Below are 24,824 nucleotides of genomic sequence, written 5' to 3'. Positions count from 1 at the left end.
TCAGCCCATCCGCTCCGAGGTGATGAGCCGCGCGTTGCGCCGGGACGTCGCGTAGGCCCAGAGCCAGTCGAGCAGCAGCGCGGCGCGGTTGCGGAAACCTATCAGGAAGGCAATGTGCACCGCTCCCCACAGGAACCACGCGAACCGCCCATAAAGGCGCAGCCCCGCGATCTCCGCCAGCGCCCGCCCGCGACCGATGGTAGCTAGGTTGCCGGCGTGGCGGTAGCGGAAGGGCTTTGGCGCGCGCCGGCTCTCCAACGCGGCGCGGATGGCGCGGGCGGCGTGCTCACCCTGCCGCTTCGCCACGGGGGCGAGGCTGGGCAGGGCGCGGCCGTCCGGTCCTGCCACCGCCGATGTGTTGCCGAGCACGAAGATCTCCGGGTATCCCCGCAGGGTGAGATCCGGGCCAACTGGCACGCGGCCGAGCAGGTCCGGCTCCACCCCCAGCCACCGCGCGGCCGGGGAGGCCGCGACGCCCGCGGCCCAGACCACGGTGCCGCTCGAGACCTGCACACCGCCCAGCGCGACGCCGGCGGAGTCAAAGGCCGTCACCATCTCGCCGAGGCGCACCTCCACGCCCAGCGCCTCCAGCGCTGCCTTGGCGCGGGCCGAGGATTCCGGGGCGAAGGCCGCGAGCAGCCGCAGCCCGCCCTCCACCAGCAGCACGCGAGCGCCGCGCGGGTCGATGCGGTGGAAGTCGCGCGCCAGGGCGACCTTCGCCAGCTCGGCGATGGCGCCGGCCATCTCGACGCCGGTCGGGCCGTCGCCCACGACGACGAAGGTGAGCAGGCGGCGGCGCTCCTCCTCCCCCGTCGCTGTCTCCGCCCGCTCGAAGGCGAGCAGCACGCGGCGGCGGATGTCGATGGCGTCCTCCAGCCGCTTGAGGCCAGGCGCGTGCTCGGCCCACTCATCGCGGCCGAAATACGCGTGGTGCGCGCCGGTGGCGACGACAAGCACGTCGTAGGCGATCTCGCGCTCGGGCAGGCGGACGCGGCGCCGCACCTTGTCGATGCCGATGACCTCGCCGAGCACGACCTCCGTGTTCCGCCGGCGGCCGAGGATCGCGCGGATCGGCATGGCTATGTCGGCCGGCGACAGCGCCGCCGTCGCCACTTGGTAGAGTAGCGGCTGAAAGAGATGGTGGTCCCGCGGGTCCACAACAACGAGTTCTACCGGCGCCCCGCCCAACGCCCGCGCGGCGGTGAGCCCTGCGAAGCCTGCGCCGAGCACGACGACGCGCGGCGGCCCGGCTGGCCTGCCGGGCACGGCCGGTGCCGGCCGGAGGACGCGAGCGCAACCCTCCGGGGCGGATTCGACGTGGACGGGGGCGGCGTGGTCAGACATGCGGGCAGCGCGCTCCAATCTGGTTCACCAGCGCTTCGCCTACGCGGCGCGGGGGTCACGCCCCGCTCAGCGCGGCGCCTCTTCGCGGTTTTCGTCGGTGGTGAAGAGGGCGGCGATGCGCCAGCCCTCGGGCGTCTCGGCGCAGAGCGCGGCGACGAGGATGTGGTAGCGCCGCGGTTCTGCGGCGGTGCCGATGATAAGTGTCAGCGGGATGTGTAGGAAGGAGGCGCCTGGCGCGACGGCAACGGCTCGCGCGCGCTCCTCCGCCGCCTCGATGCGCCAGACCTCGTTGGCGTGGAACCGTGCTAGCCGCGCGACGGCAGCGTCGCGGCCCCAGATGGGCAAACCGTTTGTCACCCACAGGAAGCCCGGTCCCGCGGCGAAGAGCCCGCGCACGCGCTCGAGGTCGTGAGCGTTCTGCGCGCTGACGAACTCTGCGTAGAGCCGCCGCGCTTCTTCCTCCGGCAGCACCGCGAGGGCCGGCGTCGTGCCGAGGCCGGAGAGCAGGACGGCAGTGAAAGCGATTTGACGCATGGGGGCCTCCGTGGCCGCGCGGGAAGCGACCGCGGCGCGTCCGTTGCTTCGTTGCCCCGGCGCGGTTGGTCACGCCAGGGCCGGGCATCGTGACCATAGGCACTCGGCATTTCCGCGCCGGGCGGTGCGCCGTCACTCTCTCGCTCGTGCGGTGCCTCCGCACGCGAAAGGAGACGCAGGCATGACCGAGAAGCACAACATCGATGTCAGCCGGCGGGGCGCGGCTCTAGCCGTCCTCGGCGCGGCGGGCGCGACACTCGCCGTCGCCGGCACCGCGCGCGCCGCCGAATGCCCGCCGGGCCGCGAGACCTCGGGCGTCGCGGTGAGCGGGCCCACCCAGCCGCGCGGCGTCGCCGACGCGGTGCTCACTTCCATCGACCTCGGCCGCGAGAAGGTGGGGCTGCGCAATCATCAGCTTCGGCTGCGGCGCCTCGTGGTCCAGCCCGGAGGCGAAGTCCCGGTGCACAGCCACGAGAACCGGCCGGCGCTGATATACATCGTCTCGGGCGAGATGACGGAGTACAAGAACATCTGCTCTGTCCCCATCGTCCACCACGCCGGTGAGGCGACGCCAGAGGACCACCGGGTGGTCCATTGGTGGCGGAACACCGGCCGTGTGCCGGCGGTGATCCTCTCGGCCGACGTGTTCGAGGCGAGCCAGGACCCGCACATGATGTGAGCGCGGACGGACGGCCCCCGCCGGGCCGCCCGCCGCACCCCCATCGCGAGCAGGAGGCTTGGATGGATGGTTATGCCGATGGTCGCGGCCTGCTCGTCACCGCCGCGAACGGTGCCGCGGTTGCGTTGCTGGAGGAGGCGGTGCTCGCCATCCTCGCCGATGCCCCCGACGCCGCGAACTGGATCGGCGTAGCGCTCATAGCCGATCCGGGCCTCGTCCTGGCCCTCGCGCTTCAGGGGTTCCAGCTTCGCCTCCGCGCCCATCCGGAGATGGAGGTGGCGCTCAACCTCGCCCTCGCCCGCGGCGGCCTCGCGCTCCGAGGTGGGACGGCGCGCGGGCGCGCGCTTGTCGAGGCCCTCGCCGCTTGGCACGAGGAGGGCGCCGCGAAGCGTGCCGCCGCGACCCTCGAGGCGTGTGCAGCGGAGGAGCTGCGCGACGCCCTCAGCGCCGCGTTGGCTGGGGTGATCCGGTGCGGACTCGGCGTGGCGCGCGCAAGAGACTCCGCCTCCTGCCGCGGCGTCCGGCTACTGCCGGACGCCGCCTGAGCCACTCGCTCAAGCCGTCTCGCGCTCCCAGCGTCGGGCGCGAGCCAGCCTCACGAAGGCCGACACGGCTTGGTTCATCGGCCGGCCCGCCGGCACCGCCAGCACCACCGGCTGCGCCGCCGCCTCGTCGCGCAGCGGCCGCACGGCGCAGCCCGGCAGGCGCGGCGCTTCCTCCGGCGCGAGCGCCACACCGAGGCCGAGCGCCACCAGCGCCTCCAGCCCCGCCGCCGAGGCGCCTGCCCCATGCGGCGCGCGCGGCGCCTCTCGCGCCGGGCAGAGGCGCTCCATCACTGCGCCGGCGGCAGGGGTGGCGGGCGGCAGTAGCCGCTCGCCCCGCAGCTCCTCCGCCCCAACCTCCTCCCGCCCGGCAAGCGGGTGGCCCTCCGGCAGCAGCACGGCGATACGCTGCGTCCAAAGGCGCCAGCGCTGAAGGCGCTCGGGCAGCACGTGGATCTCGGGCAGGAGGGCGACGTCGATGCGTCCTTGCAGCAGCGCCTCGGCGAGTTCCTCCGGCGCGTCCTCGGCGATGGAGACCTCGACCTCGCGCACGTGCGAGAGCACCTCGCGCAGCAGCGGCAGGAGGGCGCCGACGGGCAGACAGCGCTCAACGCCCACACGCAGCGGCATCGGACCGTTGCGGCGCGCGAAGCCGGTGGCGCCGGCCTTCACTGCCTCGGCCGCGGCGAGCGTCTGCTGCAGCAGCGGCAGCATAGCGCGCCCGCGCTCCGTCAGCTGGGTCAGGGCGCGCTCGCGCAGGATCAAGGGGCCACCGAGCTCGTCCTCCAGCCGCTGCACGGCGCGCGTCAGCGCGGGCTGGGTGACGTTGCAGCGCTCGGCCGCGCGGGTGAAGTTGCGCATCTCGGCGACGGCGAGGAAGTAGCGGATCTGCGTCAGGTCCATCACAACGCCTCCACGGCCCGGAGGATGTCGGCGGGGTCGGCCCGCCGGGTGAAATCGGGGTCGAGTTGCCGCCAGGCGACGCGCCCGCCCGGCGCCACCACGAAGGTCGCAGGCACGGGCAAGACGAGGCCGCCATTGCCCTGCCGCACGCCGAGATCCACCCCAACGCCGGCGAGGATCGTGAGATAGGAGTCGGGCACGCGGTAGAGCAGGCCGCAGGTGGCGGCGAGGCCGCTGTCCACGTCCACCAGCATGGTGAAGCCCGCCTTGTGGCGCCGCTTAAGGTCGAGGGCGAGGCCGCCTGTCTCGGGCGTCACAGCCGCCAGCGTCGCGCCCGCCGCCTCGAACTGCGGCATCGCCCGCTGCAGCGCGTCGAGTGTCGCCGCGCAGTAAGGGCACCAGCCGCCGCGGAAGAAGCCGAGGACGAGCGGGCCGCAGGCCAGCAGCGCGTCGCGCGTGACGAGGCGCCCCTCTGCATCAGGCAGCATGAAATTGGGGAACTCGTCGCCCACCGGCAGGGCGTGGTCGAGGTCTCCCCCGCGGCGGAGGTGGCCGACTACGTCGCGGATCGCGGCCTGCAGCGGCGCGTTGCCGGCCCGCTTGCGCCGCTCCTTCGCCAAGCGCTCCTCAAGGGTCATACCGTCCCTCCTTCGGGCCGAGCCCGACGCGTGCGCCGCTAGACGCCGCGCGTCCAAGGCCGAAGGGGCATCGAAGCCATAGCCCCGAGACATCGGGCGGCGGTCCACGGCGCAGTAGCGTTGTCCTCAGCCTAGCCCACGCGCCGCGCCGCAACGAGGCCGCTATACGCTCATGTGAGCTGAGCGAGGGGCCGAGGTCAGATCCCGCGACAGGTGCTCCACCACACCTCATGCACCCAGGCCGGCACCTGTCGTCGCGTCGGTAGGACGGCATGGATGAGCAGCAGGCTCGGCGTCCAATCGGGCGGCAGCTGCGCCACCCGCCCAACGCGCAGCTCCTCCGCGAAGAGCCAAATGGGCGCGAGACAGGCGCCGGTGCGGGCGGGCACGGCGCTGCACACCACCTCGCTCGAAGCGGCGCGGAACCGACCGCTGACCGGCACGAGGACGCGGCCGACCGGCCCCACGAAGGGCCAGATGTCGCCGGTGGAGGGCAGTCACTTCTGCCACGCAAAGGCCCCCAGCCGCTCCGGCGTCCCGGACCTGGCGGGCGTGCCCGTCGCGGGCGAGTGGCTCGAGCCGGTGCAGTGGTTCGGCCTGCTGGTCGTGCTCGTCGATCTCCCGGTCGCGGCCGGAGCGCTCGGCGCGGGCCGCCGCTGGTAAGGTTGGTGGCAGGGAGAGAGCCGAGCGGGGCTCAGCCCGCCTCGGCCCGTGCCGCCCCCGGGGCGGGGCGCGCGGAGCCGCCCCGCTCCAGCCCGCGTGCCACGGCCCAGAATGCGGCCACGCCGAGGGCAAGGAGCGGCGCCTCCACCCAGATCTCCATCCCCGGCGCGTGGCGCAGCGCCAGGCCGGCCAGCCAGGAGAGGAACAGGCCGAGGCTGAACACCTCCAGGCTCCGCCGCCCGATGGTGGTCAGCGCCCGCCCCACCCCGGTCGCGGTAACGGGCTGCAGCTTCGGCAGGAGGGCGGCGACGAAATAGGCGCAGGACAGCGCGTGGAGCAGACGCAGCGGCGCGAGTTGCTCCTTCCCTACCAGCACCTCCGGTGTCCAGCCCGAAAGCCGCATCGCAAGGCCGAGCGCCACCACCGCCCCCGCGCCGAGGAGCAGCGCCCCGTGGCGCGGCAGCACGCGGCCGGCACGCAGGGCCCGCCGGCCGCACCAAGCGCCGAGGAGGAACAGCGCCACCCAGGCGGGCGGCTGGAACGCGAAGCTCGTGCCACCCATCGCCGGTAAGTCGGGCGGCAGCGCTTGGCCCAGCGCGTAGAGCCCCGCCGGCAGCAGCAGCGCCGTCCGTTCGCCCCAGCGGTCGGCCAGCGCTGAGAAGAGCGGCAGGCTCGCCATGCCGAAGAGGAAGAGCGGCAGGATCCCCATGAAAGGCGGCTGGTAGAGCCCCGTCGCCCCGGCCGCCAGCGCGGCGAGCGGCCGCTCCATAGCCCAGGCCCAGGGCGGCTCGCCCGAGAGCGGCGCGAGCGCCGCGACCATCGACCCGAAGCCTAGGAAGACCAGCATGTGCATCCGCCACAGCCGCCCCGCGCGCGCGCGTAGGTCGGCGAGCGCCGCTGCCCTCCCGGCTCGCGCCGCCTTCCAGAGGAAAACGGAGCCGAGCCCGAAGCCCGAGAGGAAGACGAACTGTTCCGAGCTGTCGGAGAGGCCCCAGGCGGCGTGGATAAGGGTCGCGCCGGCCGCGCCGCTTGCGATATGCGAGGCGAAGATGCTGATCTGCAGCCAGCCCCGAACTGCGTCGAGCGCGGGGTCTCGGCTCGGCGGGTGCGGGGCGGCCGCCATCACGCGGTGCGGAGCGCGAAACGCCGCGGCAGGGCGAACTCGTCACGGTGCAGCCAAGCCAAGGCGAGCGCTACAAGCAGTGTGAAGCACGCCTCCTTGAACAGCACTGCGCCGTCGCCGTAGGGGTCAATGCCGATCGGTCCGAGCGCATGGAGGAACACCGCGCCGCCCATGAGCCCGGCCGTCATCAGCGCGCCCCAGAGCCGCGTCGGCTGGTTGAGAACCAGGACCACGGCCGCGATCTCGAGCAGCGCAACACCCCAGCGGAGCTGCGGCTCCGCGGCTGAGATCCCGAGCCAGACGGCGAGCGGGCGGAACACCCCCTCGACGGAGCCCTCGGCGGCGTTCAGTTTGAACTGCTCGTAGTAGAGCAGCTCCCAAGCGATCCACCCGGCCGCGATCCAGGACAGGGTCCAGAACCAGCGGCCATGCGCGTCGTGCTTCATGTCGGTGTCTCCGTAGGCAAGGGGGTGCGCGCGGCGCGCCGCGCGCGGAGGAGGAGGCGCGCCTCCCAGCGACCGGGCGAGCGCCTTCGGGCGCGCGCCGCGAGCCGCGTCGCCACTTCCGCCATGCGGCCGGCGGCGGCGAGGTCCTCGAGCGCGAGGCGCTCGAACAGGTCGCGCTGCGCCGCGCTGCCGCCGAGGGCGACAAGGCGAGGCGCGAGGTCGCGCAACGCCCCAGCGGCGCAACCGGCAGGCAATGCCCGGGAGGCTGCGACCGCCTCGGCGGCCGGCAGACCGAGGCGCAGAAGGAGCCGCGGCTGCGTGCCGGAGGAGAGGCACGCGCGGGCGCGCATCCCAGCGAGGAAACGGGCGAGCGCGCCGTACCGTCCGGCGGCGGCGAGGCTCAGCACGTGGTGCAGATCGGCGAAGACGAGGCTGTGATCGCCGACGCGCCGTTCGGCGAGGTCGGCGAGCTCGCGCCAGCGCTCGGCGCCCACCTCCACCCCCTGCGCCTCGAGGCGCCAGAGCAGCGAGACGGCGTTGGCCACGTCGCGCCACTCCTCGCTCGGCTCGTCGCGCACCCGCGCGTCGTAGAAGGCGAGCGCCGCGTCACCCTCGCCGAGGTGGAGGTGGAACAGGGCTCGGTGCCAGAAGAGGTGGCGCGCGAAGCTGCCCTCGGCGCGACAGGCCTGGGCGAGCCAACCGATGCCCTCGCGGGCGCGGCCCTCCGCTTCCATCACGTGCCCCACCGCGTGCAACGCCCAGAGGTCGGCGGGTTCGGCCCCGACGGCGCAGCGCCCCGCGCGCTCGGCCTCTCGGGGCTCGCCCGTCTCACTAAGCGCGAAGGCATGGCAGCCGAGGAGGAAGCCTCGACCCGGAACGCCTGCCCCCCAAGCGGGCAGAACTCTCTCAATGGCGACCGCGTCGCCCAGCATGAAGCGGAGCGCGTGCGCGAGCTTCACCGCCATCGCATCGAGCGGCGCAAGCAGCGCGGCGCGCTCGAGCAGGGCGGCTGCTTCCTCCATCTCGCCGCGCTCGCACCAAGCGGCGAGCGCGGCGAGATGGAGGCGCTCGCGCTCCGTCGCCCCGCGGCGTGCGGCGGCATGGCGCGCGCCGGCCAGGCTACAGGCGATTTCCCCTTCCAGCTCCTCCCGCGCGAGCAGTGCGAGGAGAAAGCCGTAAAGGGTGTGACCGAGAAGCAAGTCCGGGTCGGCTGCGAGCGCTTGCTCCACGCGCCGTGCCGCGTCCGGGCGGTGGGCGAGGAGCGCCTCGACTGCGGCGTCGAGCCGGCGCACTGCCTCGGGCCCCGCGGCGATAATGGGGAGTCCGCGCTGGTCGTGGAGCAACATCGGGCGGGCTCCCCGGATTCGCCGTCAGCGCGGGCAGGGCGCGCCGGTGGCGATGATTGCCGACATCCCGTTCGGCGGGCGCGGCACCTGCGGCAGGTTCGGGCGGTTCACCCGGTATTCGATGCGGAAGGTGTTGTTGCCTGCCGGGATCAGCACTGCCTCGCAGACCGGCATACGGGCGCGCTCGGCTTCCTCCATGAGGATGCGGGCAACGCGGTCCTCCATGAAGTTCGTGCCCTCACCCTCGGCGCGGGCAGGACCGGCCAAGGCAACAAAACCCAGGGCTGCCCCGAGGGCGAGGCGGCGGGCGGCGGTGTGTCGGAGCATGCGGTGTGTTCTCCTGGCTGCGGGCAGGCGGGGATTGGCCAGCCACAAGAGCAACTTCGCCCGCACCCGGCGCCCGGTTATTGGGAAATGCTGTCGCAGCTGTCGAAAAAGTGCCCCGCCGCGGGGCCGGCCGTCAGTTTGCCGGCTGCTCCCAGCGCCGCGCGCGGGCGAGCTTCATGGTCCTGACCCCTGAAACTGGTCCGACCTGAGCGCGAATTTTTCGGTTCACGGTCACCAGTGTCGCCAAGGTCATGACGGTCAGGTCTCAGCCTTCCGGTCGGAAACCACCATGTCCGAAGTTCGCCGCCGTGCTCGATCATGCCGAACACCAGGGGCTTGCCCATCGAGTCAAGGCCGCTAACTGTCTGTCCGCAAAGGGCGGATACGAGGCTAAAGCGTTGATCCGGCACAATTGTGCCGGAGGTCGCCATGCCCGTCCGCCCCTATCCCACGGATCTCAGCGACGCTGAATGGATGGTGCTGGACCCACTGCTTCCGCGTCCATCCCGCCTCGGGCGTCCGCTGAAGTGGTCACGCAGGGTGATGGCAGAGGCCGTGGAACGCCGCGGGAGCACAGGCGATGACTGGGGAGCTGCGCCACCTCGGGCCCAGACCATCTCCCCGCGGCTGTCCGAGATCACGCGCTCCGGCGCGATCCAGCCTCCGGCCGGCATCGACCCGGGGATCTGGGACTTCAACGTCCTGCGCCGAACCCAGGCACGAGGCCCAGGAAAACTTGTTCCTGGCGGCGTGACTCCAATCGAACCGCCTGCGGCAACCTTGGGGCGGTTCAGATCAACGCCGATATTCCTGCGAGAGATCAGCCTGGAATTACGCCCACGGCCTGCTTGGAGACCCCTTGGGATTGGTTGGTCCACGCGACCTGGCCGGGTTCCTCATAATGTCTGCCCAAGTTCTGAGTAGCGGCTTTTAGGCCTTTCACTTGCGGTGCTCCCGTCCCGTGTGGTGTGCTGATCCGGGATGAAGAACGGCGCCGCCCAGATGCCCGCGCCGGGCGGCTCGCTCCGTTCCGTCCCGAATGTCAGCGGGCAGGCCGGGGCGCAGGCCTCTACCACCCGATCGGCCCGCATGTGGTTCCGAGGGCCCGATCCAACGTCGTGGGCCCGCGCTCCCAAACACCAGGGAGTATGAGGCGCCATGCGTAGCTCACCGAAGATGCGTTCGATGCTGGCCGGCGCGGTCGCGGTCGGCTTCTCCTGCATAGGGGCGATCACCGCCTGGGCGCAGCAGCAACCGGCCGCCGCGCCCACAGGGCAGGAGCGGGACGCCTTGATCCGCAGTGCGCTCAGCGCCGCGCCGCCGACCCTGCGCGACACGGTGAAGGTTATGGACTTTAATGGCAATGTCCTGCGGGACGGGCCGCCCGGCTTCACCTGCCTGCCGGCACCGCCCGGCCTTGCCGGCCCGATGTGCCTCGACGACGTCTGGATGGGATGGCTGGAGGCTTGGTCCAAGCGCCAGCCCTTTACCCCGCCCAGGGTCGCCTTCGGCTACATGCTGGCCGGTGACAGCCGCGACGGCGGGGCCAGCAACATCAACCCCTTCGACGAGCAGCCGACTACGACCAACGACTGGATGGTCGAGGGACCGCACCTGATGGTGCTAGTGCCCGACCCGGCGCTGCTGGCCGCGCTGCCGGCCGAGCACCACCATGGCGGACCCTACGTGATGTGGAAGGGCACGCCCTACGCCCACATCATGGTGCCGGTTGGAGAGCGCCCGGAGCAGCGCAGGGTCGCAGGGAGATAGGTCTCCCGGCCGCACAGGCGGCGCGTCAGCGCCGCCTGTGCGGGTTTGCCCACATGGCCTAGCGAACTGCAGGGCAAGCCGGATTCGAACCAGAGATCCGTCACGTGCCAACCGCGAGCCTTGTTCGCCATAAGCCGAACCCTGTCCCCGCATCCACCGACACTTGCAAAACCCCCAAGGCCACCGCTTTGGGGGTTTTCGCTTGTTTAGCGCTCGCCGATGCCCGCAACACGACCGCCAAGTCGCCCTCAATCTCCAGCCAGACGCCGTTCGGGGCTGCGGGATCGGGGAGGATTTTGACTCTGCGGATCGGGCTGCGCACCACCTTCAGCGCCTCGCGGGCCTCCGGGCTATCGCCGCCCAGCATCTGCTCAAGCTCCTTGACCTTGCGCCGATACGCCTCAACATCTGGTCATGTGCGGTGCTGGTGTGCCACTCGACCTTGAAGCCGAGGAAGGCGAGCCCGCCCCGTGGAGCGGGCTCGCCCATTTGTGTTAGAGGATCGAGGCGTTGGCCAAGCTGACCGAGAACGTGTCCGTGGCGACGTCGTTGTCGCCATCCAGCAACGTGGCGGTCAGGTTCATCTGCAGCGGCGCCGGGGTGAAGTTCGTCTCGATCGCCCACTGGATCACCGGGACCTTCACGGTGCCGTTGCCCATGGTGAGCTGGACCGCGTCGATGTCCTTGGCGCCGCCGTCGATCTCGAAGAACTTCCCGCCCACCGCCACCTTGGGAACGGTGGGATCGGTGCCCAAGGCGTCCTGGAGCATGGCCGCCGTGACCAGCTGGTTCGCCAAGACGGTCCCGTCGGTGAAGTAGACGGTGTAATAGAGCTGCTCTCCCGAGGCTGGATCATAGCCCCCGACGGAGTTGTCGATGTAGACGGTCACCGCGGCCGCCACCTCCTCGGGGTTGAACACGAAGCTCTCGTCGGCCGTCTGGATGCCCGCGGTCCCGTTGCCATCGAGATTGTTGTTGTTGATGCCGATGCCAGAGGTCGACACGTTCATCTGTGTGGCGCTGTTGATGAGCGTCGGGATCTGGTTGGTGGCCGAGGCAGGCGGAAGGAAGGCCTGGATCTGGCCCTCGGTCAGGTCCGTGGCGCCGGACCCGATCAGATCGAGGAGGTCGTTCGGGGGAGAGCCGCCGGCCACACCGGACTTCGGCGCGGTCGCGACTGCTCCGAAGAATACGACGTCGTCAGCCCCCGCCTCGCTGCCGCCGAAGAGCATGAAGATCGGGCTCGGCCGGGGCCTCTCCTAGGTAATCTCCCCGGACTGCGCCTCGGCTACACGTTGCAGCCGCGGCAGTCACTGGGATGTGCTTGCTGCGCGCCGGCTCGCATTCCGCGGCGCCGCAGGAGGCGGCACTGCTTCAGCCTTGGCTGAGGCGTGAGAGACGGGCAGCGCAATGGGCGGACTTTCAAGCCGCGGTGAGCATTCTCCGATGCCAATGCGCTATGCGAAGCCTGGTGGTGGCCGGAAGGGTGTGAGCGTCTCGATCCCGGCGGCGGCGGCGAGCGTGCTCCGGTCCTCCCATGCAGCCCCAATGACCTGTACGCCAAGCGGGAGACCGTGCCCGTCCAGGCCGATGGGCACCGCCGTCGCCGGAAGGGCGGGCAGCGTCGCAAGGCCGGCCCAGAAGAGCTGGTCGTTGTAGTCGGCGTCACGCCCGTTCACGCGCAGCACCCGCTCTTCGCGCGGACGCGCCTCGTCCAGCGGGAAGGCGGGCACGGTGGAGCAGGGCGCGACCACCACGTCGAATTCCTCGAAGAAGGCAGCCCAATCGGCCTGCAACCGGGCGCGTGCCTCCTGCGCCAATAGCCAGTCGCGGTGCCGCTGGGCATACGCCGCCTGAGTCTGCGCAACGTAGGCGGACGGCGGGTTAGCCCCCGGCCTCTCGGTCGCCGCGACCGCAGTGGCGAAGCTGGCCTCCGTCAGCCGGGCGGCGGCGCTGCCGCGCAGCAGACGCAGATAGGTGGCGTGGTGCGTGGCATGGTCTGCGAAGGGCAGGGCGCCCAGCGTCACACGGGCGCCCGCTCCCTCCAGCCTCCGCCCGAGCGCGAGGATGGCGTCCTGGTAGCCGCGGTCCACCTCCGCCACCGGCGAATCCGTCACGACCGCGATCCGCAACCCGCTGAGCTGCGTGGCCCGTGGCGGCGGCAGGGCGAGGCGCCAAGCCCGCGCCCGCCCGCCGGCCGGTCCCGCCAGCACGTCGAGCGCGAGCGCAAGGTCCCGCACGCTGCGCGCCATCGGCCCGGCCACGGAGAGGTCATTCTCCAGAATGTCCCCCGGACGGCCATTGCCTTCCGACGGCACCACCCCCGGTGTCGGCTTGTGGCCTACGACGCCGCAGAAATGCGCGGGGATGCGGATGGAGCCGCCGGCGTCGCCGCCAAGCTCAAGCGGGGTCAGCCCCGCAGCCAGCGCGGCCGCCGAGCCGCCGGAGGATCCGCCCGGCGAACGCGCCATGTCCCAAGGGTTGCGCGTGGTGCCGTGGATGGCGTTGTAGCTCTGCCAGTCGAGGGCGCCGATCGGCACGTTTGTCTTGCCAAACAGCACGGCGCCCGCTGCCTTGAGCCGCCGGACCACCTCCGCGCTCCGGGCGGGCACATGGTCGCGCAGCGCAGGGTCGCCCCAGGTGCTCGGCCAGCCTCCGACGCTGTTGGTTTCCTTCACCGTCATCGGCAGGCCGTGCAGCGGGCCGAGCAGCGCGCCTGCGGCACGTGCTGCATCGGCCGCGTCGGCGGCACGGCGGGCGCGGTCAGCGTCCAGGTGGATGACGGCGTTGATCTCAGGGTTGTATCGCGCCACCCGCGCCAGCTGCGCCTCCAGGAGGGCGCGCGCCGTGATGGTGCCGCGCTGCAGCCGCTCGATCAGGGCCCAGGCCGGCAGGTAAGCGAGGTTTTCGTCAGCCACGTGGATCAACCTTCGGAGGGTGGGGGGAGGCGCGGATCGGCCTCCCAGAACACGACGCGGCGATGCAGGGCGCGGATGATGGCACTGCCCGCCATGCCAACCGCGGCCAGGACGAGGACGCCCGCGAACATCGCGGTGACGTTCATGTTCACGGTCGCCGAGCCAATGAGGTAGCCGACGCCGCGGTCAGATGCGACGAACTCCCCCACGATGGCGCCGATGAGCGCGAGCACGATCCCGATCTGAAGCCCTGCCATGATGCCCGGCGCCGCGGCCGGCAGCTTGACGTGCAGGAACACGAAGGCCGGCGAGCGCGAGAAGGAGCGCGCCATCTCGACCAGGTCGCGGTCGGCGCCGCGAATGCCGGTGATGGTGTTCACCAGTAGGGGAAAGAAGCAGATCAACGCCACGAGCACGACCTTTGAGGCGAGGCCGAAGCCGAACCAGACGAGGATCAGCGGCGCCAGCGCCACCTTCGGCATGGCCTGGATGGCGACGAGGTAGGGATAGACGAAGCGTTCGAAGAGGCGCGACTCCGCGACCAGCGCGCCGACAAGGATGGCTGAGACGCTGCCGATGGCGAAGCCCGTCAGGGTCGCCGTGAGAGTGAAGCCAAGGTGCGGCCAAAAGGCGCCGCCCACGAGCCCGTCCCAGATAGCCCACGCCACTGGCCAGGGCGCCGGCAGCAGGTAGGAGGGCAGACCGCCCGGCCCCGTGGCAAACTGCCAAGCGCCGAGGATCAGCACGAGCGTGACGAGCGGCGGGAACAGGCGGGTCATGCGGCCACCAGATCGAACTCGCGGCGCAGCGCGAGCGCCATCTCGTTGAAGGCGGGATCGGCCATGGTCTCTGGCCGGCGCGGGCGCGGCAGGTCCACACGCCAATCCACCTGGATGCGGCCTGGCCGTCCCGCCAGCACGATTACCCTGTCCGCGAGCAGCAGAGCCTCCGGAATCGAATGCGTGACGAAGAGCGCGGCGCGCGGGCGCGAGAGCCACAACTCCTGCAGGAGGAGCGTCATGCGCTCCCGCGTCATCGCGTCGAGCGCCGCGAAGGGCTCGTCGAGGAGCAGGAGGTCGGGATCGTGCAGCAGCATGCGCGCGAGGCCCACGCGCTGCGCCATGCCGCCCGAGAGCTGCGCGGGGTAGAGAGAGGCGGCGTCGGGCAGGCCGACTGCGGCCAGCAGTTCCTGGGCGCGGGCGCGCTCGGTGGCGCTGGCGCCACGCGAGAAGCCCGCGGGCAGCAGCACGTTGTCGAGCGCCGTCCGCCAGGGCAGGAGCGTGGGCTTCTGGAACACCATGCCGACGTCGCGGCGCGGCCCCCGCACCTCAGCCCCCGCGATGCGCAGCTGTCCGGACGAGGGCTCAAGAAGCCCCGCGACAAGGCGCAACAGCGTGGACTTGCCGCCGCCCGAGGGACCCAGCACCACCACGAACTCGCCGGGCGCGATGGCGAAGGACACCCCCTCCAGGACCTTGCGGCCCGGGAAGCCAAAGCCCACGTCGTCGAGCGCGAGGGCGGGCGTCATGGGAGCGCGCGGGCGCGGGCGACGAGCGCGGCGCGATCGAAGCGGTTGAACCCCTCCACAAAGGCATTGGTGAAGTAGCGCTCGACGGGGATGTCGGCGGTCGGGAACTCGCGCCAGCGGTGCATCTCGCGCACATAGTCACGGATGATGTCGAGGTCGTAGCGACCCTGGATGCGGAGCGCGCCCGAGTCATCCCGCAGGGTGCGGTCGAAATGGCGCTGCACGATGCGGATGTTGTCTGCCAGCGCCTGCTCCTGACCCGATGACGGCCGGGCCGCGGCGTTGCGACGCCAGAACGCTTCGACGCAGGCGCGTGGATTGGCGTCGCAGGCGACGGTGGCGGCGGCGTAGGCCCGGCCGAAGCGCTCGATGAGACCGGGGTTCCCTTCGATCGTCGAACGGTGGGCCAGGAAGCCGTTGGTCACCATGCGGCGGAACACCGGCGGGAACTCCAGCCGCCGCGCCGGGGTGCCCTCAAGTTCGAGCAGGTCGATCCAGGTGCTGTTGAAGTTCAGGGCCTGCACCCGGTCCTCGCGCAATGCGTGGAAGCCCGCGCCCAGAACGCCGACGGCCACGATCTGCACGTCGCGCCCGGGCTCGAGACCCACACTGCGCAGCAGCGCACGAGTCTGCGGGATGGTGCCCCAGGTCAATGCGCCCACGCCGATGCCACGCCCGCGGAGGTCCGCAAGCGTGCGGATAGGACTTTCCGTCCGCACCGCGATCTCCAGCGTGTTCGATGGGCCCGCATTGTACACATACGCGACCGGCAGCGGCGCTTGGCCCGGCTGGTGAGCCGACAGCAGCGTCTCCGTCAGTGGAAAGCCGAAGGTCACCTGACGCTGCAAAACCTGCGGCAGGATGGCTCCGGCTCCGGGCAGAACGACGTGTTGGACCACGATGTTCTCGGCCTGGAACAGTCCTAGCTCCTCGGCAATGGCGTAGGTGCCGCCATCCGTTACGGTCAGCGGGATGGCAAGGCCGATCACCACGCGATCGGGCGCCTGGGCGGACGAGCCGGTCGAAAAACTGCACCAGAGGCCGAGGGCAGCGAGGAAGCGAGTCATGCGGGACATGCGGCGATGTCCTTGCTGAGGTGATGGATGAGGGATGGCGCGGGGCGGTGACGCGTTGGTCGCAGAAACGACAACGCGGCTCATTGCGCGGCGTCGCAGGCTCGCGAGGGGGGCGGAAAGTGGTGAGGTCATGGTGTGGTGGTCCATTTGCAGCGCAATAAAACAGGCGGGCGGGTAATTGTCACCTGATGGGTGAGCATACCGCGAATTCAACAATTTTAAGTAGTGGATTTGTGGCGTGATTTGTGTCGCGAGCGCCGCGCCGAAAGGACCCGCCATGCCGCGCTTCCTGACGCTATGCTCCGAATTTCAACGGAGGCTTCTCACGCCTGAAGGCTGAGGCCATTTTGATCAGGTCAAGATCCTGATCTCTTCAGCTTTGCCGCCTCACGGGAACCTCGGCGCCACCCCAGGCTTCGAGCAGCTGGGTCAAGGCAGTGACGTCCTGGCCTCCTCCACGATGCATTTAGGCGCGGCCGTACAGTTCTTGGCAGTGGTAGCAGGTCAATCGGCGGGCCCACCGCTGCCAAGGGCAACCTGCTTCACGACATCCGGCGTCGGCAGGCTGACAGGAACGATGGATGCAGCGTTTGCCACCGCGGCCGGGTCAGACCCGGGTAGGTGGTTTTGATCAGGTACTGCGCGGTCAGGCCTTTGAAGAGCACGACCGCGGCGGTCCCGGATGTGCTCCGGCAGCTTGATCAGCCGTTCGGCGGGATAGAGCCAGCCTCTGGCGTATGAGCCGAGTGGCCCGGGCGCATAGGCGACGCGTGGTCGCCTAATGCGCAGCGACGGCGAGCGGTGCCCGGAATTCCTCGAGGTTGTCGCCGTGGAGGTCGTCCATGGGCGAGCATCAGAGGATCTCGTTGGCTGCGTCGTCACCATCAATTTGGGTAAGCATCCCCGTATAGATCGAGAACTGAAAGCCAAGCAGCGCCAGCTTGCCTTCCGCCACGGCCGAGGCGATCCAAGGAAAGGTCATAAGATTAGCCAGCGACAATCGCACCACACCGATCTCGCAATGGTGTAGCAAGTCGTCGCCGGTCAGTTCTGCTGGCGCGCAAGTGAGCACCGGTGTGGCGAGGGCCATCCATGGCGCCACGAAGTCCTGTGCGTCGCGCGGGGCACCTTGCACCATAGCACGCACGCCTCCGCACTGCGCATGACCGAGCACGACGATGCGCGCCACCTTCAGGACCCGCACACCGTACTCGAGCGCCGCGCTGGTTCCATGCAAGCCGCCATCGGGCGAGAAGGGCGGTACCAGACCGGCAATGTTGCGGACGGTGAACAGCTCACCGGGGCCTGCGCCGAACACAGTTGCAGGATCAACGCGGGAATCGGAACAGGCAATGACCATCGTCTCGGGTTGCTGGCCTTCCCGAGACAGCGCTTCGTACCGATCCCGCTCGCTGGCCCAGATTTCGGTCCGAAACTTCCGATAGCCGGCAAGCAGGCGCTTCATCGTGGCTCCATATCAAGGTTCCGGGTCCGCCACTGCTGCGCCAAGATTGCAGCCGTGCGGGTGAGGGGGCGCTTGCGACCCCGAGACAGGGTCGCCGTATTCGCTATCGGTCACTTTCTCAAGCCAGTTCGTCCCTGCACCGTTGGGCACTTCGGCAATAGCAATACGGTTGCGCCAAGGGCCAATCGAAATGAGGACAATCCAAGATGCCACATCAAGCCTGAACCCGGAAAAGCAAGTGTCTGTGGCTTCGTGCCCGAGCATCCCCACCGCATCCACAGATACTTGCAAAGCCTCCAGCGCCAGCCCGCTGGGAGAACTCCGCTTGTTCGGCCCCTGAGGACGGGTCCACCAAGCTGGTCACAACCATCGCTTGGCTCGCTATCTTCCCTGAGATGAGTTCGACGTCTAGCGCACCGTGCCCCTGAAGGCGCTCCTCCGCGGACGGCCTGTCCTTGCTTGCGCGCTGCCGCATGACCTGTCCTGGGAGGATGTGCGTGCGGCGTCGCGCGCAGGCGGCAGCCCAACTGCGCTCGCCATGGCCTGCTGCGGCGTGCCGGCTGTGGCGAAGGAAAGCGTCCGTGGCACGCGCTTCTTTGCCCATAAGCCCGACCTCCGCTCTCCGTCCTGCGGGCGCTTTGGAAAGCCCGAAAGCGAGGCGCATCTGCGCCTCAAGGCGGCTGCTCACGAGGCTGCCCTCGCCGTGGGCGCACAAGCGGATACCGAAGTCCGCGGTGGGGGAGATGGACCAGAGGCGTGGGTGGCCGATGTGCTCGTCGCCCATGAGGGCGTCCGGCGCGTGATCGAGATCCAGCTCTCGCCCCAGAGCGCGGCCGAGACACGTCGGCGCAGCGCGCGCTACGACCAAGCTGGCCTCCAAGTGCTCTGGCTATTCCGCTCCCTCCCCGAGGGGCTTGCTCTCGGCCCCGATCAGCCGGCCGCGGTCGTGCTTCCCACAGGCGAGGCGGACGCAGAGGCCGCTGTGCGCCGTCGGGCCGCGGCCTTTGCCGTGGGCCAACTGGTCTGGAGTGACGGAACAGGCGCCGCACCCTTCACGCTGGTGGGGTACGATGCGCAGTGCCAGCGCTGCGGCGAACTGTACCATCGCACGCCTTACGCCCTGGTCCGGCTCGGCGAGGTGAACGGGCGTTGGGACACCCGGATCATTCCCACGAAACGGCTCAACCCTGTTGGCCGCGGGCCTTGGCGTCAGCCGTCTTCGTGCCAAGGAGCGCCCGAGGCTCGCGATGACCCTCTCGGCCGGCGGCTTGGGGGCGGGGACGGGTTGCGCTGCCCGCACTGCCGGACAGATGCGCCTCGGGACGCCCCATTGCTGCCGCAGGAGGAGGCGTGGTTGTGGCCCCACGCTCAGGTGGATGGCTGGACGCGCTGGGCGGGGGGCCGGCCGGGCTGGCGTCCCGCCCCGGCTCCATCCCGGCCTTATAGGCCGGTAGGGGACGAGCCACGCTGGCGCGCGGCGCTTGAACGCTGTGGCCTGCTGCTTGACCGGCAGGCTGCTGCCTTGACCTTTCCTGGTCTCCGGCAGGCCTACGAAGCGAAAGCCGAGCTGGCACCGGAGGCCATCGAGTTCCGACGCCTCTCTGACAACCTGGAAGCCGCAGGTCGCCAGCGCCGCGTGTTCGCATTGGTACAAGAGCTGGAGGGCGCAAGAGGATCATGCGTGGCGGCGGAGGTGGCTTACGACCGGGCTGAGATACGCCGCATCCGGCTGCGCTTTCCCTTTGACCGGCAGGGGGCTGAGGCGCTTAAGGCGATGGGAGCGCGCTGGATTCCGACCGAGCGGGCCTGGGTCGTGGCGGTCGGCCGTAGAAAGCAGGAACTGGCCGAACGGGTGCGCGAGGCCGTACACGAATTGCGGGCTCGGCTCGATGGGCCGCTTGGGTAAAAGCAGAACACTGGGTCCGTTAGGAATAGACCGGCCACAGTGAGAGAGCCTGTGCGGCCGCGTTTTGCCCGCGAGGCCACGCGCACTCGCTCCCAGGCCAGGTCACGCAGCGGTGAGCAAGTGTGCACGGGACGGCCTGAAGATGCGCCTTCAGGGGCACGATGCGGCAACCGTCGATTTCCCGATCAAGAAGGTAGGGAACCAATAGGTGGTTGTGACCACCGTAGGGACGCGGCGGGCCAAACGGGCCCGCCGCACAGATGCTCGCCGGCAGTCAGACTCAGGAGAACAGCAAGTCCGGCTTGAAGTCCATCCGCGTGCTCCCACTGAGGCCGATGTCTCCGTCGGCGTCGGCAGCCTGAAGCTCAAACGTAATCCAGTCCGGGTCGGGGGTCTTGATGATCTCGGTGAAGAAGGTGCCCACCCGAATTCCTTGGTTCGGATCGACCACACCCTTGGCGTTCTTCGGGAAGTCAAATGACACGATCGCATAGTCGAAGTAATCACCGACGCCTGCGTCAACTCCCGCACTACCCCCTGGAGCATCGCCTACCTTGTTCCCGTCATCGAACAGATCGATGTTGTGCGCCAAGCCGTCAGTGAGCTTCAGACCCGTCTTCGAGACAGCTCCGTATTCATCAAGAGCGTTGGCCGTCGTCCGCGAACCGGTGTCGATGAGCACTGCCTCACCGTTCATCCCGAAACGGTACAACTCATACTTGACCGTCACATTTTCGATGTTGCCGATTCCGTAAACATCGAAGCTGAGGTGCGTGAGGTGGTTCAGGTCACCGGAGCCAGGCGAGTTGTAAGTCACCTTGAACGCCTCGCCCGGATTGATCTGGCTGGCTTGGCCACCCCTGATGCCAAAACCGATGCTGTTGGGGTTGATGTCGTCGTTGGTCGACTTGGCTCCAGGATCGGTGAGCACGCCCTTCCCATCGGCCAAGAGCCCATTGATGGTGATCGACCCCCCGTAGCTTCCCGTCAGCGCAGCGGTGATGGTCTCGCGAGACGAACCTGCCGGGATCTTGTCGAAGGCAATCTGCTGCACGAGCCCTTTTGGAGCAAAGGGAACGCCGACATTGTAGGCAACCCCGACCCCCGGGTCGGCGTCTTTCAGGTCAATCCGAAAGACCGCCTTGACGTTCAAATCATCGCTCCTGGCGTATTCGAGCACACCCCCGTTCATGCGGGCGATCAGTCCATTGTTTGATTCTTCAGCATAGGACCCGAACGTCACCGGTCCCCCTGGGATGTCATGACCGTAATCGACATTCAGATTGAAGGACTTGGACGCTAAGTTCTTGAACTGCATCTCAAGGGTCGTGTCCCAGCCGACGAAGGTCGGAGCGGCATCGACAAAGCTTGCCTTGACGTCAGCACGCACGGGTGAAGTCGCGTCGCCATCCCGGTCAGTGGCGATCCCCTCGATTTGCACGGCGCCGCTGGCAAGGGAGACGGAAGGCTGGGCTGCCCCGTGCTTCATCGCCAGCTTCTGGTCGAGTGTAATTTCACCCGTTGCCGCATTCAGGGTGAGAGTGAAGGCCACGTTGCCGCTGACTTCTGTGCCGGTGACGACGGTCCCGTCAGTCGTAAGGGTGATGGCCTTGTTATTGATGCTGGTGAGCCCACTCGCGGCGTTGGCGACCACGAGCTTGTAAGACATGGCGCCTCCATCCGCCCCGAATTTCGGGTCGAACATGGCGGCGTAGCTCTGCGTCGCGAGCACACCCTCGCTGGCATCCTCGTCCTTGCTGGTCAGCGTGGGCGCCGTGGCACCGGCCTTGGAGGTCAGTGACGGCCCGTCATCGAGGAAGGCGAGGGGTAGATCGAGCATCGCAATGGCGACGCCGGTGTCGGAATCGGTCACCTTGGAAACAACTTTGATGAGCCCCGCCGTGAGCGAGATGCTCTCGTTGGCGTTGCCGGCCGTACCCTGTTTGACCGCCATATGCTGGGTCAGGGTGACCGTTCCGGCCGAGTTGATGGTGGCCGTGAAGACTCGGGTGAGCCCATCAGCGAGGACGCCTTGCACCTCCGTGCCACCGGCGATGACCTTCAGCTTCACTGGGTCACCGGCAGAGGTCACAAGGTTGGTGGCAGCGCCATCAGTGGCTTGGAGCGAGTAGCTCTTCGCTCCTGGTCCATCACCACCGAAATCAGCCGCGAAGTTGACAGCGTAATTCGCAGAGGAGGAAGTCCCAAGGGTGGTTTCATCGACGGTGATAGCCGCTGCGGTACCGATCGCCGCATTCGTCGGATCGTCGTTCACCGAGTTGACCGTGATTAGAGCTGTCTGGACTGCCGACAACGCTCCCGAGGCGTCCTTGGTCCGGAACGTGAAACTGTCAGCCCCATGGTAGTTGGCCGTCGGCGAGTACTCGAATGTTCCATCGGCCGAGAGCGTCAGCGTCCCATTGGTTGGGCCCACGACCTTCACGAAGGTGAAGGTGTCACCGACATCTACGTCAGCCCCGACAAGCGCTCCTTTGTAGGTAGCGTCCTCATCAACGGCGAAGGATGTGGGATCCGCGGTCGGCGCGTCGTTCACCGGATTGACGGTGACGTTCACGGTCGCCGTGGTGGTGCCGCCGTTCCCGTCCGACACCTCGACCGTGAAGGCGTCGGGGCCGTTGTAGTCCTTCGCGCCCTGGTAGGAGTAGGACCCGTCGGCCTTCAGCGTCACGGTGCCGTGCTGGGGCGCGCCGTTGGCCGCCAGCTTGTAGGTGAGCAGGTCCTTGTCGACGTCCGCGCCCACGACCGAGCCGGTGATGGCCAGGTCCTCATCACCCTGAGCCGGGGCCGCCGTCGCGGTCGGCGCGTCGTTCACCGGATTGACGGTGATCGCGACCGTAGCGGCCTGAGACAGGGCCGAGCCATCGGTGAGCTTGTAGGTGATGGTGTCGGCGCCGAAGAAGTTGGCATTCGGCGTGTAGACGAGCCGACCCTGAGCATCGACCGCCACCGTGCCGTGCAGGGCCGTCGGAGCATCCGCCCCGCCCGCAACGCTGAGGGCCTGGTTCTCCACGTCCGTGCCCGCCGCCACCACGTCGATCGCGGCGGACGGCGTGTCCTCGTTCGTGCTCACCGCGGCCACCGTTCCGGCCACCGGCGCGTCGTTGACCCCGGTGACCTTGACGGTGATGGTCTCGCTGTCCGATCCGTCCTTCGAGGTGACCGTGAGCGTGTCAGCCTTGACCTCGCCCGCCGCCAGCGCCTGCACGGCCGTCCTGGCATTGTCGAGCGTATAGGCCCAGGCACCCGTCGCAGCGTTGAAGGTGAAGTCGCCGTAGGTGCCCACCAAGGCCGCAGGGGCCAGAGCCTGGAACACGTTCTCGCCGGCGTCCGGGTCGGCAACGGCAAGCGCGCCGCTGGCCGTGCTGGCCGCCGCGTCCTCCGTCAGCGCCCCACTCGTCGTGCCGCTGATTGCAGCTTGGTCATTGGCCCCGGTGACCGTGACGGCGGCATTTGCCGTTGCTGTGAGAGCCTCCGCCACACCGGCCGCACGGTCGGAAACCGTGTAGCTGAACGCAATGGAGTCGGAAGTGGCTCCCGCCGGCAGCACATCGAATTTGCCGTTTTGCGTAAGCGTCACTGTGCCGTCTACTGCTACGCTCAGCGTTGCGCCGTTCGCGAGCGTGGCAGTCGTGCCTGCAGCATAATCTGTAGCGCCGACCTTGAAGCCTGTGACCTGCAGCGTATCGCCGTCTGGGTCGCTGTCATTGGTGAGGACGTCGCCGACCGCGGCGCTCCCGCCCTCGATCGCCACGAACCCTGCCGCGCCCAAGTCGTCGACTGGCGCCGGCGCGCGGTTCTCCACCAGGTCAGAGATATTGACCGTCAGAACCTGTTCCGTGGCAGCCCCGGCGCTGTCGGTCGCCTTAACGCGGATGCTGTAGTTCGACTTCGTCTCGAAATCAGGGACAAAGTTGAGCTTGAGGCTCTTGGTAACGGCGTCAATGGTGAACTTGCCGTTGTCCGTGTCGCCGGCACCCGCAACAAGGGCGAAGGTGTGGGTATCGCCGACGTCGGCATCGGTGGCCGAGAGCGTGCCTACAACCGTGCCGGCCACGGAGTTCTCATCCACCTTGTTGTTTGTGAGAAGCACAGCGGTGGGCGCGTCATTGATCCCGGTGACATTCAGGGTGATCTGGTTCGGCGTCGGGTCGAGGTCGACACCGCTGTTGGCTATCCCGCCGTTGTCCTGTACTTGGAAGGTGAACGAGGCATAGGCGGGGCCGTTCGCGTTCGCCATGGGAACAAAAGTCAGCTTGCCGAGGTTGGCCGCCGTAATCAGCTGTCCCTCGGTAACGGCAACGTTGTCGAGCTTCAGCGTGCCAGCCGTCGGCAGGGTAGTGATCTTAACGGCCGCCAGCGTATTACCATCCACATCGGAGAAGCCGAAGTCAGCCGTCGTGAAGGTGTAACTTCCGTCCTCCTGGATCGTGATGGATTTGTCTTTGCCGGAGGGCGCGTCATTCACTCCTTGTATGTTGACGGTCGTGACCTCGACATCAGACCGAATCGTGTCGCTTCCACCGCCATCGTCAACTACGGTGACGAGGAGGCCCCGCGTGCCAGTGACTGGAGCCTCACTCGTGTTCTCGAATTTGATGGAATTCAGTGCCGTCTCGAAAGCAAACTTCGACTCCGTGTTCCCCTTCCGCGGCGTGAAAGTCAAAGTGTTTGTCGTAGTGCTCCACACGGCCACGAGGGATGCTGTACCCGACGCCCCATATAGAGAGGCGTCGAAGAGCAGATTGTCCGAGCCTGCTTGGTAGACGTAGCCAATAGTCGTCGTGTCGAACTTGATCGAGAGCGACCTGATGAGATTGGCGTCATCAGAGCCGACGCCTGGATCACTGATCACCGCGCCGAAAGAAACTGCGACGGCAGCACTCCCCTCGGTGAACGTCGTCTCATAGCCAGTGCTAGCCTTGGAGCTATCGAGATCAAGCGAAATTGAAGCAGTGCCGGACATCGTCTTCTCCTTGCAGGAAGCTGCGTTAGTGCCGCTTGCCCCTGCGGATGCGATCGGACGCGCCAGCCCTTTAAACGAAGGCAATCGGTACCTGTGCCGCGCTTCAGAAACATCCGCCCCGCTCGTTTTTAAGCAGTTCAAGAAGAGGGCGCCAATTTGCCAGACGATCTATGCGGACTATAACTTTGGCTATACGCGCATATGTTTGTAAATTCGAGGCCAGTTCCCGAAATAGTTGTATGCGTGATCGAACGCTTCATTTTGATTGCAGCGCACCGGGCACATGGCATCTGTTGACGCAAAGAGGCCAGAGCCTGCAGGTGAATTCGCTGAAGCGCATCCTTCGTATTTTGGCGAAACGGCTATGACGCTGCCCAAGCGCGGCCCGGCCCGCCGACAGCTAAAATGATTCCGCCTCTCGGCGCGCTGCAGCGCCACTTGTGCGAAGAAAGGACGATGCACAGCTTACTTTGGCGAGGGGCCGCCTTATGTAAAGCCGCGACTAAGAGCCCATCCGGAAAGGAATTGAATCGTCTGAATCGGATGTGATTCGCTGGTCCTGCGGACGATCGCGGGAGCAGACGGATGGCGTGGACGGTGGAGCATCGGCGTGCGGCGGATCGGCGCGGGCT

The 24,824-nt window shown here is 68.4% G+C and carries 22 protein-coding genes; 5 read left to right on the top strand and 17 right to left on the bottom strand.

Features of this window, described 5'->3' with window-relative positions; all coding sequences use genetic code 11:
• Positions 1-1,344, bottom strand: coding sequence for an NAD(P)/FAD-dependent oxidoreductase (locus tag JTJ31_RS23215; RefSeq protein WP_207541127.1), 1,344 nt, complete (start codon positions 1,342-1,344; stop codon positions 1-3).
• Between the two features lie 66 nt (positions 1,345-1,410).
• Positions 1,411-1,878: a nuclear transport factor 2 family protein gene (locus tag JTJ31_RS23210; RefSeq protein WP_207541126.1), complete on the bottom strand. Its 468-nt coding sequence runs from the start codon at positions 1,876-1,878 to the stop codon at positions 1,411-1,413.
• A 181-nt stretch (positions 1,879-2,059) separates the two neighbouring features.
• On the opposite strand from JTJ31_RS23210, the gene JTJ31_RS23205 reads away from it, so the two are divergent.
• The gene (locus JTJ31_RS23205) at positions 2,060-2,557 is read left to right on the top strand and encodes a cupin domain-containing protein (RefSeq protein WP_207541125.1); all 498 of its coding nucleotides are present in this window, start codon (positions 2,060-2,062) and stop codon (positions 2,555-2,557) included.
• A 62-nt stretch (positions 2,558-2,619) separates the two neighbouring features.
• On the top strand, positions 2,620-3,102 hold the full coding sequence (locus JTJ31_RS23200; protein WP_207541124.1) for a hypothetical protein: 483 nt from the start codon (positions 2,620-2,622) through the stop codon (positions 3,100-3,102).
• A 9-nt stretch (positions 3,103-3,111) separates the two neighbouring features.
• Here JTJ31_RS23200 and JTJ31_RS23195 read toward each other — a convergent pair whose 3' ends face one another.
• The 3 genes from JTJ31_RS23195 to JTJ31_RS25470 all read right to left on the bottom strand — a co-directional run bounded on the left by JTJ31_RS23195 (position 3,112) and on the right by JTJ31_RS25470 (position 5,083).
• A complete protein-coding gene (locus tag JTJ31_RS23195) occupies positions 3,112-4,002 on the bottom strand; it encodes a LysR family transcriptional regulator (protein ID WP_207541123.1) in 891 nt (296 codons plus the stop codon).
• Positions 4,002-4,640: a peroxiredoxin-like family protein gene (locus JTJ31_RS23190; protein ID WP_207541122.1), complete on the bottom strand. Its 639-nt coding sequence runs from the start codon at positions 4,638-4,640 to the stop codon at positions 4,002-4,004. Before JTJ31_RS23190 ends, JTJ31_RS23195 begins: the two co-directional genes overlap by 1 nt.
• Positions 4,641-4,837: 197 nt before the next feature.
• Positions 4,838-5,083, bottom strand: a complete 246-nt coding sequence (locus JTJ31_RS25470; RefSeq protein ID WP_408015440.1) for a type 2 periplasmic-binding domain-containing protein — start codon at positions 5,081-5,083, stop codon at positions 4,838-4,840.
• Between JTJ31_RS25470 and JTJ31_RS23180 the strand changes: the two genes are divergently transcribed.
• Positions 4,995-5,303 (top strand): hypothetical protein, encoded by a 309-nt coding sequence (locus JTJ31_RS23180; RefSeq protein ID WP_207541135.1) that lies wholly within the window; start codon positions 4,995-4,997, stop codon positions 5,301-5,303. The genes JTJ31_RS25470 and JTJ31_RS23180 overlap by 89 nt on opposite strands.
• Positions 5,304-5,334: 31 nt before the next feature.
• Here JTJ31_RS23180 and opgC read toward each other — a convergent pair whose 3' ends face one another.
• Genes opgC through JTJ31_RS23160 form a run of 4 tightly spaced genes read right to left on the bottom strand, consistent with a single transcriptional unit; the run spans position 5,335 to position 8,545 of the window.
• On the bottom strand, positions 5,335-6,426 hold the full coding sequence (opgC, locus tag JTJ31_RS23175; protein WP_207541120.1) for an OpgC domain-containing protein: 1,092 nt from the start codon (positions 6,424-6,426) through the stop codon (positions 5,335-5,337).
• A complete protein-coding gene (locus JTJ31_RS23170) occupies positions 6,426-6,872 on the bottom strand; it encodes a hypothetical protein (RefSeq protein ID WP_207541119.1) in 447 nt (148 codons plus the stop codon). The genes opgC and JTJ31_RS23170 overlap by 1 nt, the downstream gene beginning before the upstream one ends.
• Positions 6,869-8,218 carry a hypothetical protein gene (locus JTJ31_RS23165; RefSeq protein WP_207541118.1) on the bottom strand — a complete coding sequence of 450 codons (1,350 nt, stop codon included), beginning with the start codon at positions 8,216-8,218 and terminating at the stop codon, positions 6,869-6,871. The genes JTJ31_RS23170 and JTJ31_RS23165 overlap by 4 nt, the downstream gene beginning before the upstream one ends.
• 24 nt (positions 8,219-8,242) lie before the next feature.
• Positions 8,243-8,545, bottom strand: a complete 303-nt coding sequence (locus tag JTJ31_RS23160) for a hypothetical protein (RefSeq protein ID WP_207541117.1) — start codon at positions 8,543-8,545, stop codon at positions 8,243-8,245.
• A gap of 1,158 nt (positions 8,546-9,703) precedes the next feature.
• Here JTJ31_RS23160 and JTJ31_RS23155 point away from each other — a divergent pair.
• Positions 9,704-10,315, top strand: coding sequence for a hypothetical protein (locus tag JTJ31_RS23155; protein WP_236020575.1), 612 nt, complete (start codon positions 9,704-9,706; stop codon positions 10,313-10,315).
• 100 nt (positions 10,316-10,415) lie between these two features.
• On the opposite strand, the gene JTJ31_RS23150 is transcribed toward JTJ31_RS23155, so the two are convergent.
• The 7 genes from JTJ31_RS23150 to JTJ31_RS23120 all read right to left on the bottom strand — a co-directional run bounded on the left by JTJ31_RS23150 (position 10,416) and on the right by JTJ31_RS23120 (position 17,302).
• A complete protein-coding gene (locus tag JTJ31_RS23150) occupies positions 10,416-10,682 on the bottom strand; it encodes a hypothetical protein (RefSeq protein ID WP_207541116.1) in 267 nt (88 codons plus the stop codon).
• Positions 10,683-10,809: 127 nt separating this feature from the next.
• On the bottom strand, positions 10,810-11,547 hold the full coding sequence (locus tag JTJ31_RS23145) for a hypothetical protein (protein WP_207541115.1): 738 nt from the start codon (positions 11,545-11,547) through the stop codon (positions 10,810-10,812).
• A 225-nt stretch (positions 11,548-11,772) separates the two neighbouring features.
• Positions 11,773-13,233 carry an amidase gene (locus JTJ31_RS23140; protein ID WP_207541114.1) on the bottom strand — a complete coding sequence of 487 codons (1,461 nt, stop codon included), beginning with the start codon at positions 13,231-13,233 and terminating at the stop codon, positions 11,773-11,775.
• Positions 13,234-13,238: 5 nt separating this feature from the next.
• Positions 13,239-14,012: an ABC transporter permease gene (locus JTJ31_RS23135; protein ID WP_207541113.1), complete on the bottom strand. Its 774-nt coding sequence runs from the start codon at positions 14,010-14,012 to the stop codon at positions 13,239-13,241.
• Positions 14,009-14,761 carry an ABC transporter ATP-binding protein gene (locus JTJ31_RS23130; protein WP_207541112.1) on the bottom strand — a complete coding sequence of 251 codons (753 nt, stop codon included), beginning with the start codon at positions 14,759-14,761 and terminating at the stop codon, positions 14,009-14,011. Before JTJ31_RS23130 ends, JTJ31_RS23135 begins: the two co-directional genes overlap by 4 nt.
• The gene (locus tag JTJ31_RS23125; protein WP_207541111.1) at positions 14,758-16,116 is read right to left on the bottom strand and encodes an ABC transporter substrate-binding protein; all 1,359 of its coding nucleotides are present in this window, start codon (positions 16,114-16,116) and stop codon (positions 14,758-14,760) included. The genes JTJ31_RS23130 and JTJ31_RS23125 overlap by 4 nt, the downstream gene beginning before the upstream one ends.
• A gap of 574 nt (positions 16,117-16,690) precedes the next feature.
• Positions 16,691-17,302 (bottom strand): carbonic anhydrase, encoded by a 612-nt coding sequence (locus tag JTJ31_RS23120; protein ID WP_207541110.1) that lies wholly within the window; start codon positions 17,300-17,302, stop codon positions 16,691-16,693.
• Between the two features lie 760 nt (positions 17,303-18,062).
• Here JTJ31_RS23120 and JTJ31_RS23115 point away from each other — a divergent pair.
• Positions 18,063-19,208: a competence protein CoiA family protein gene (locus tag JTJ31_RS23115; protein WP_207541109.1), complete on the top strand. Its 1,146-nt coding sequence runs from the start codon at positions 18,063-18,065 to the stop codon at positions 19,206-19,208.
• A gap of 280 nt (positions 19,209-19,488) precedes the next feature.
• Here JTJ31_RS23115 and JTJ31_RS23110 read toward each other — a convergent pair whose 3' ends face one another.
• On the bottom strand, positions 19,489-24,192 hold the full coding sequence (locus JTJ31_RS23110; protein ID WP_207541108.1) for an Ig-like domain-containing protein: 4,704 nt from the start codon (positions 24,190-24,192) through the stop codon (positions 19,489-19,491).
• Positions 24,193-24,824: the final 632 nt, after the last annotated feature.

This window comes from Sabulicella rubraurantiaca (genome assembly GCF_017355885.1).
GTDB classification, from domain to species: domain Bacteria; phylum Pseudomonadota; class Alphaproteobacteria; order Acetobacterales; family Acetobacteraceae; genus Roseococcus; species Roseococcus rubraurantiacus.
The sequence above is the reverse complement of the archived record's forward strand: the minus strand, read 5'-3'. Positions and strand labels throughout refer to the sequence as shown.

What these genes read in the sequence shown, in the direction of transcription:
- JTJ31_RS23215 (WP_207541127.1), bottom strand. Translation starts at nt 1,344, where the DNA reads ATGTCTGACCACGCCGCCCCCGTCCACGTCGAATCCGCCCCGGAGGGT.
- JTJ31_RS23210 (WP_207541126.1), bottom strand. Translation starts at nt 1,878, where the DNA reads ATGCGTCAAATCGCTTTCACTGCCGTCCTGCTCTCCGGCCTCGGCACG.
- JTJ31_RS23205 (WP_207541125.1), top strand. Translation starts at nt 2,060, where the DNA reads ATGACCGAGAAGCACAACATCGATGTCAGCCGGCGGGGCGCGGCTCTA.
- JTJ31_RS23200 (WP_207541124.1), top strand. Translation starts at nt 2,620, where the DNA reads ATGGATGGTTATGCCGATGGTCGCGGCCTGCTCGTCACCGCCGCGAAC.
- JTJ31_RS23195 (WP_207541123.1), bottom strand. Translation starts at nt 4,002, where the DNA reads ATGGACCTGACGCAGATCCGCTACTTCCTCGCCGTCGCCGAGATGCGC.
- JTJ31_RS23190 (WP_207541122.1), bottom strand. Translation starts at nt 4,640, where the DNA reads ATGACCCTTGAGGAGCGCTTGGCGAAGGAGCGGCGCAAGCGGGCCGGC.
- JTJ31_RS23180 (WP_207541135.1), top strand. Translation starts at nt 4,995, where the DNA reads ATGGGCGCGAGACAGGCGCCGGTGCGGGCGGGCACGGCGCTGCACACC.
- opgC (WP_207541120.1), bottom strand. Translation starts at nt 6,426, where the DNA reads ATGGCGGCCGCCCCGCACCCGCCGAGCCGAGACCCCGCGCTCGACGCA.
- JTJ31_RS23170 (WP_207541119.1), bottom strand. Translation starts at nt 6,872, where the DNA reads ATGAAGCACGACGCGCATGGCCGCTGGTTCTGGACCCTGTCCTGGATC.
- JTJ31_RS23165 (WP_207541118.1), bottom strand. Translation starts at nt 8,218, where the DNA reads ATGTTGCTCCACGACCAGCGCGGACTCCCCATTATCGCCGCGGGGCCC.
- JTJ31_RS23160 (WP_207541117.1), bottom strand. Translation starts at nt 8,545, where the DNA reads ATGCTCCGACACACCGCCGCCCGCCGCCTCGCCCTCGGGGCAGCCCTG.
- JTJ31_RS23155 (WP_236020575.1), top strand. Translation starts at nt 9,704, where the DNA reads ATGCGTAGCTCACCGAAGATGCGTTCGATGCTGGCCGGCGCGGTCGCG.
- JTJ31_RS23150 (WP_207541116.1), bottom strand. Translation starts at nt 10,682, where the DNA reads ATGCTGGGCGGCGATAGCCCGGAGGCCCGCGAGGCGCTGAAGGTGGTG.
- JTJ31_RS23145 (WP_207541115.1), bottom strand. Translation starts at nt 11,547, where the DNA reads ATGCTCTTCGGCGGCAGCGAGGCGGGGGCTGACGACGTCGTATTCTTC.
- JTJ31_RS23135 (WP_207541113.1), bottom strand. Translation starts at nt 14,012, where the DNA reads ATGACCCGCCTGTTCCCGCCGCTCGTCACGCTCGTGCTGATCCTCGGC.
- JTJ31_RS23130 (WP_207541112.1), bottom strand. Translation starts at nt 14,761, where the DNA reads ATGACGCCCGCCCTCGCGCTCGACGACGTGGGCTTTGGCTTCCCGGGC.
- JTJ31_RS23125 (WP_207541111.1), bottom strand. Translation starts at nt 16,116, where the DNA reads ATGGCGGGTCCTTTCGGCGCGGCGCTCGCGACACAAATCACGCCACAA.
- JTJ31_RS23120 (WP_207541110.1), bottom strand. Translation starts at nt 17,302, where the DNA reads ATGAAGCGCCTGCTTGCCGGCTATCGGAAGTTTCGGACCGAAATCTGG.
- JTJ31_RS23110 (WP_207541108.1), bottom strand. Translation starts at nt 24,192, where the DNA reads ATGTCCGGCACTGCTTCAATTTCGCTTGATCTCGATAGCTCCAAGGCT.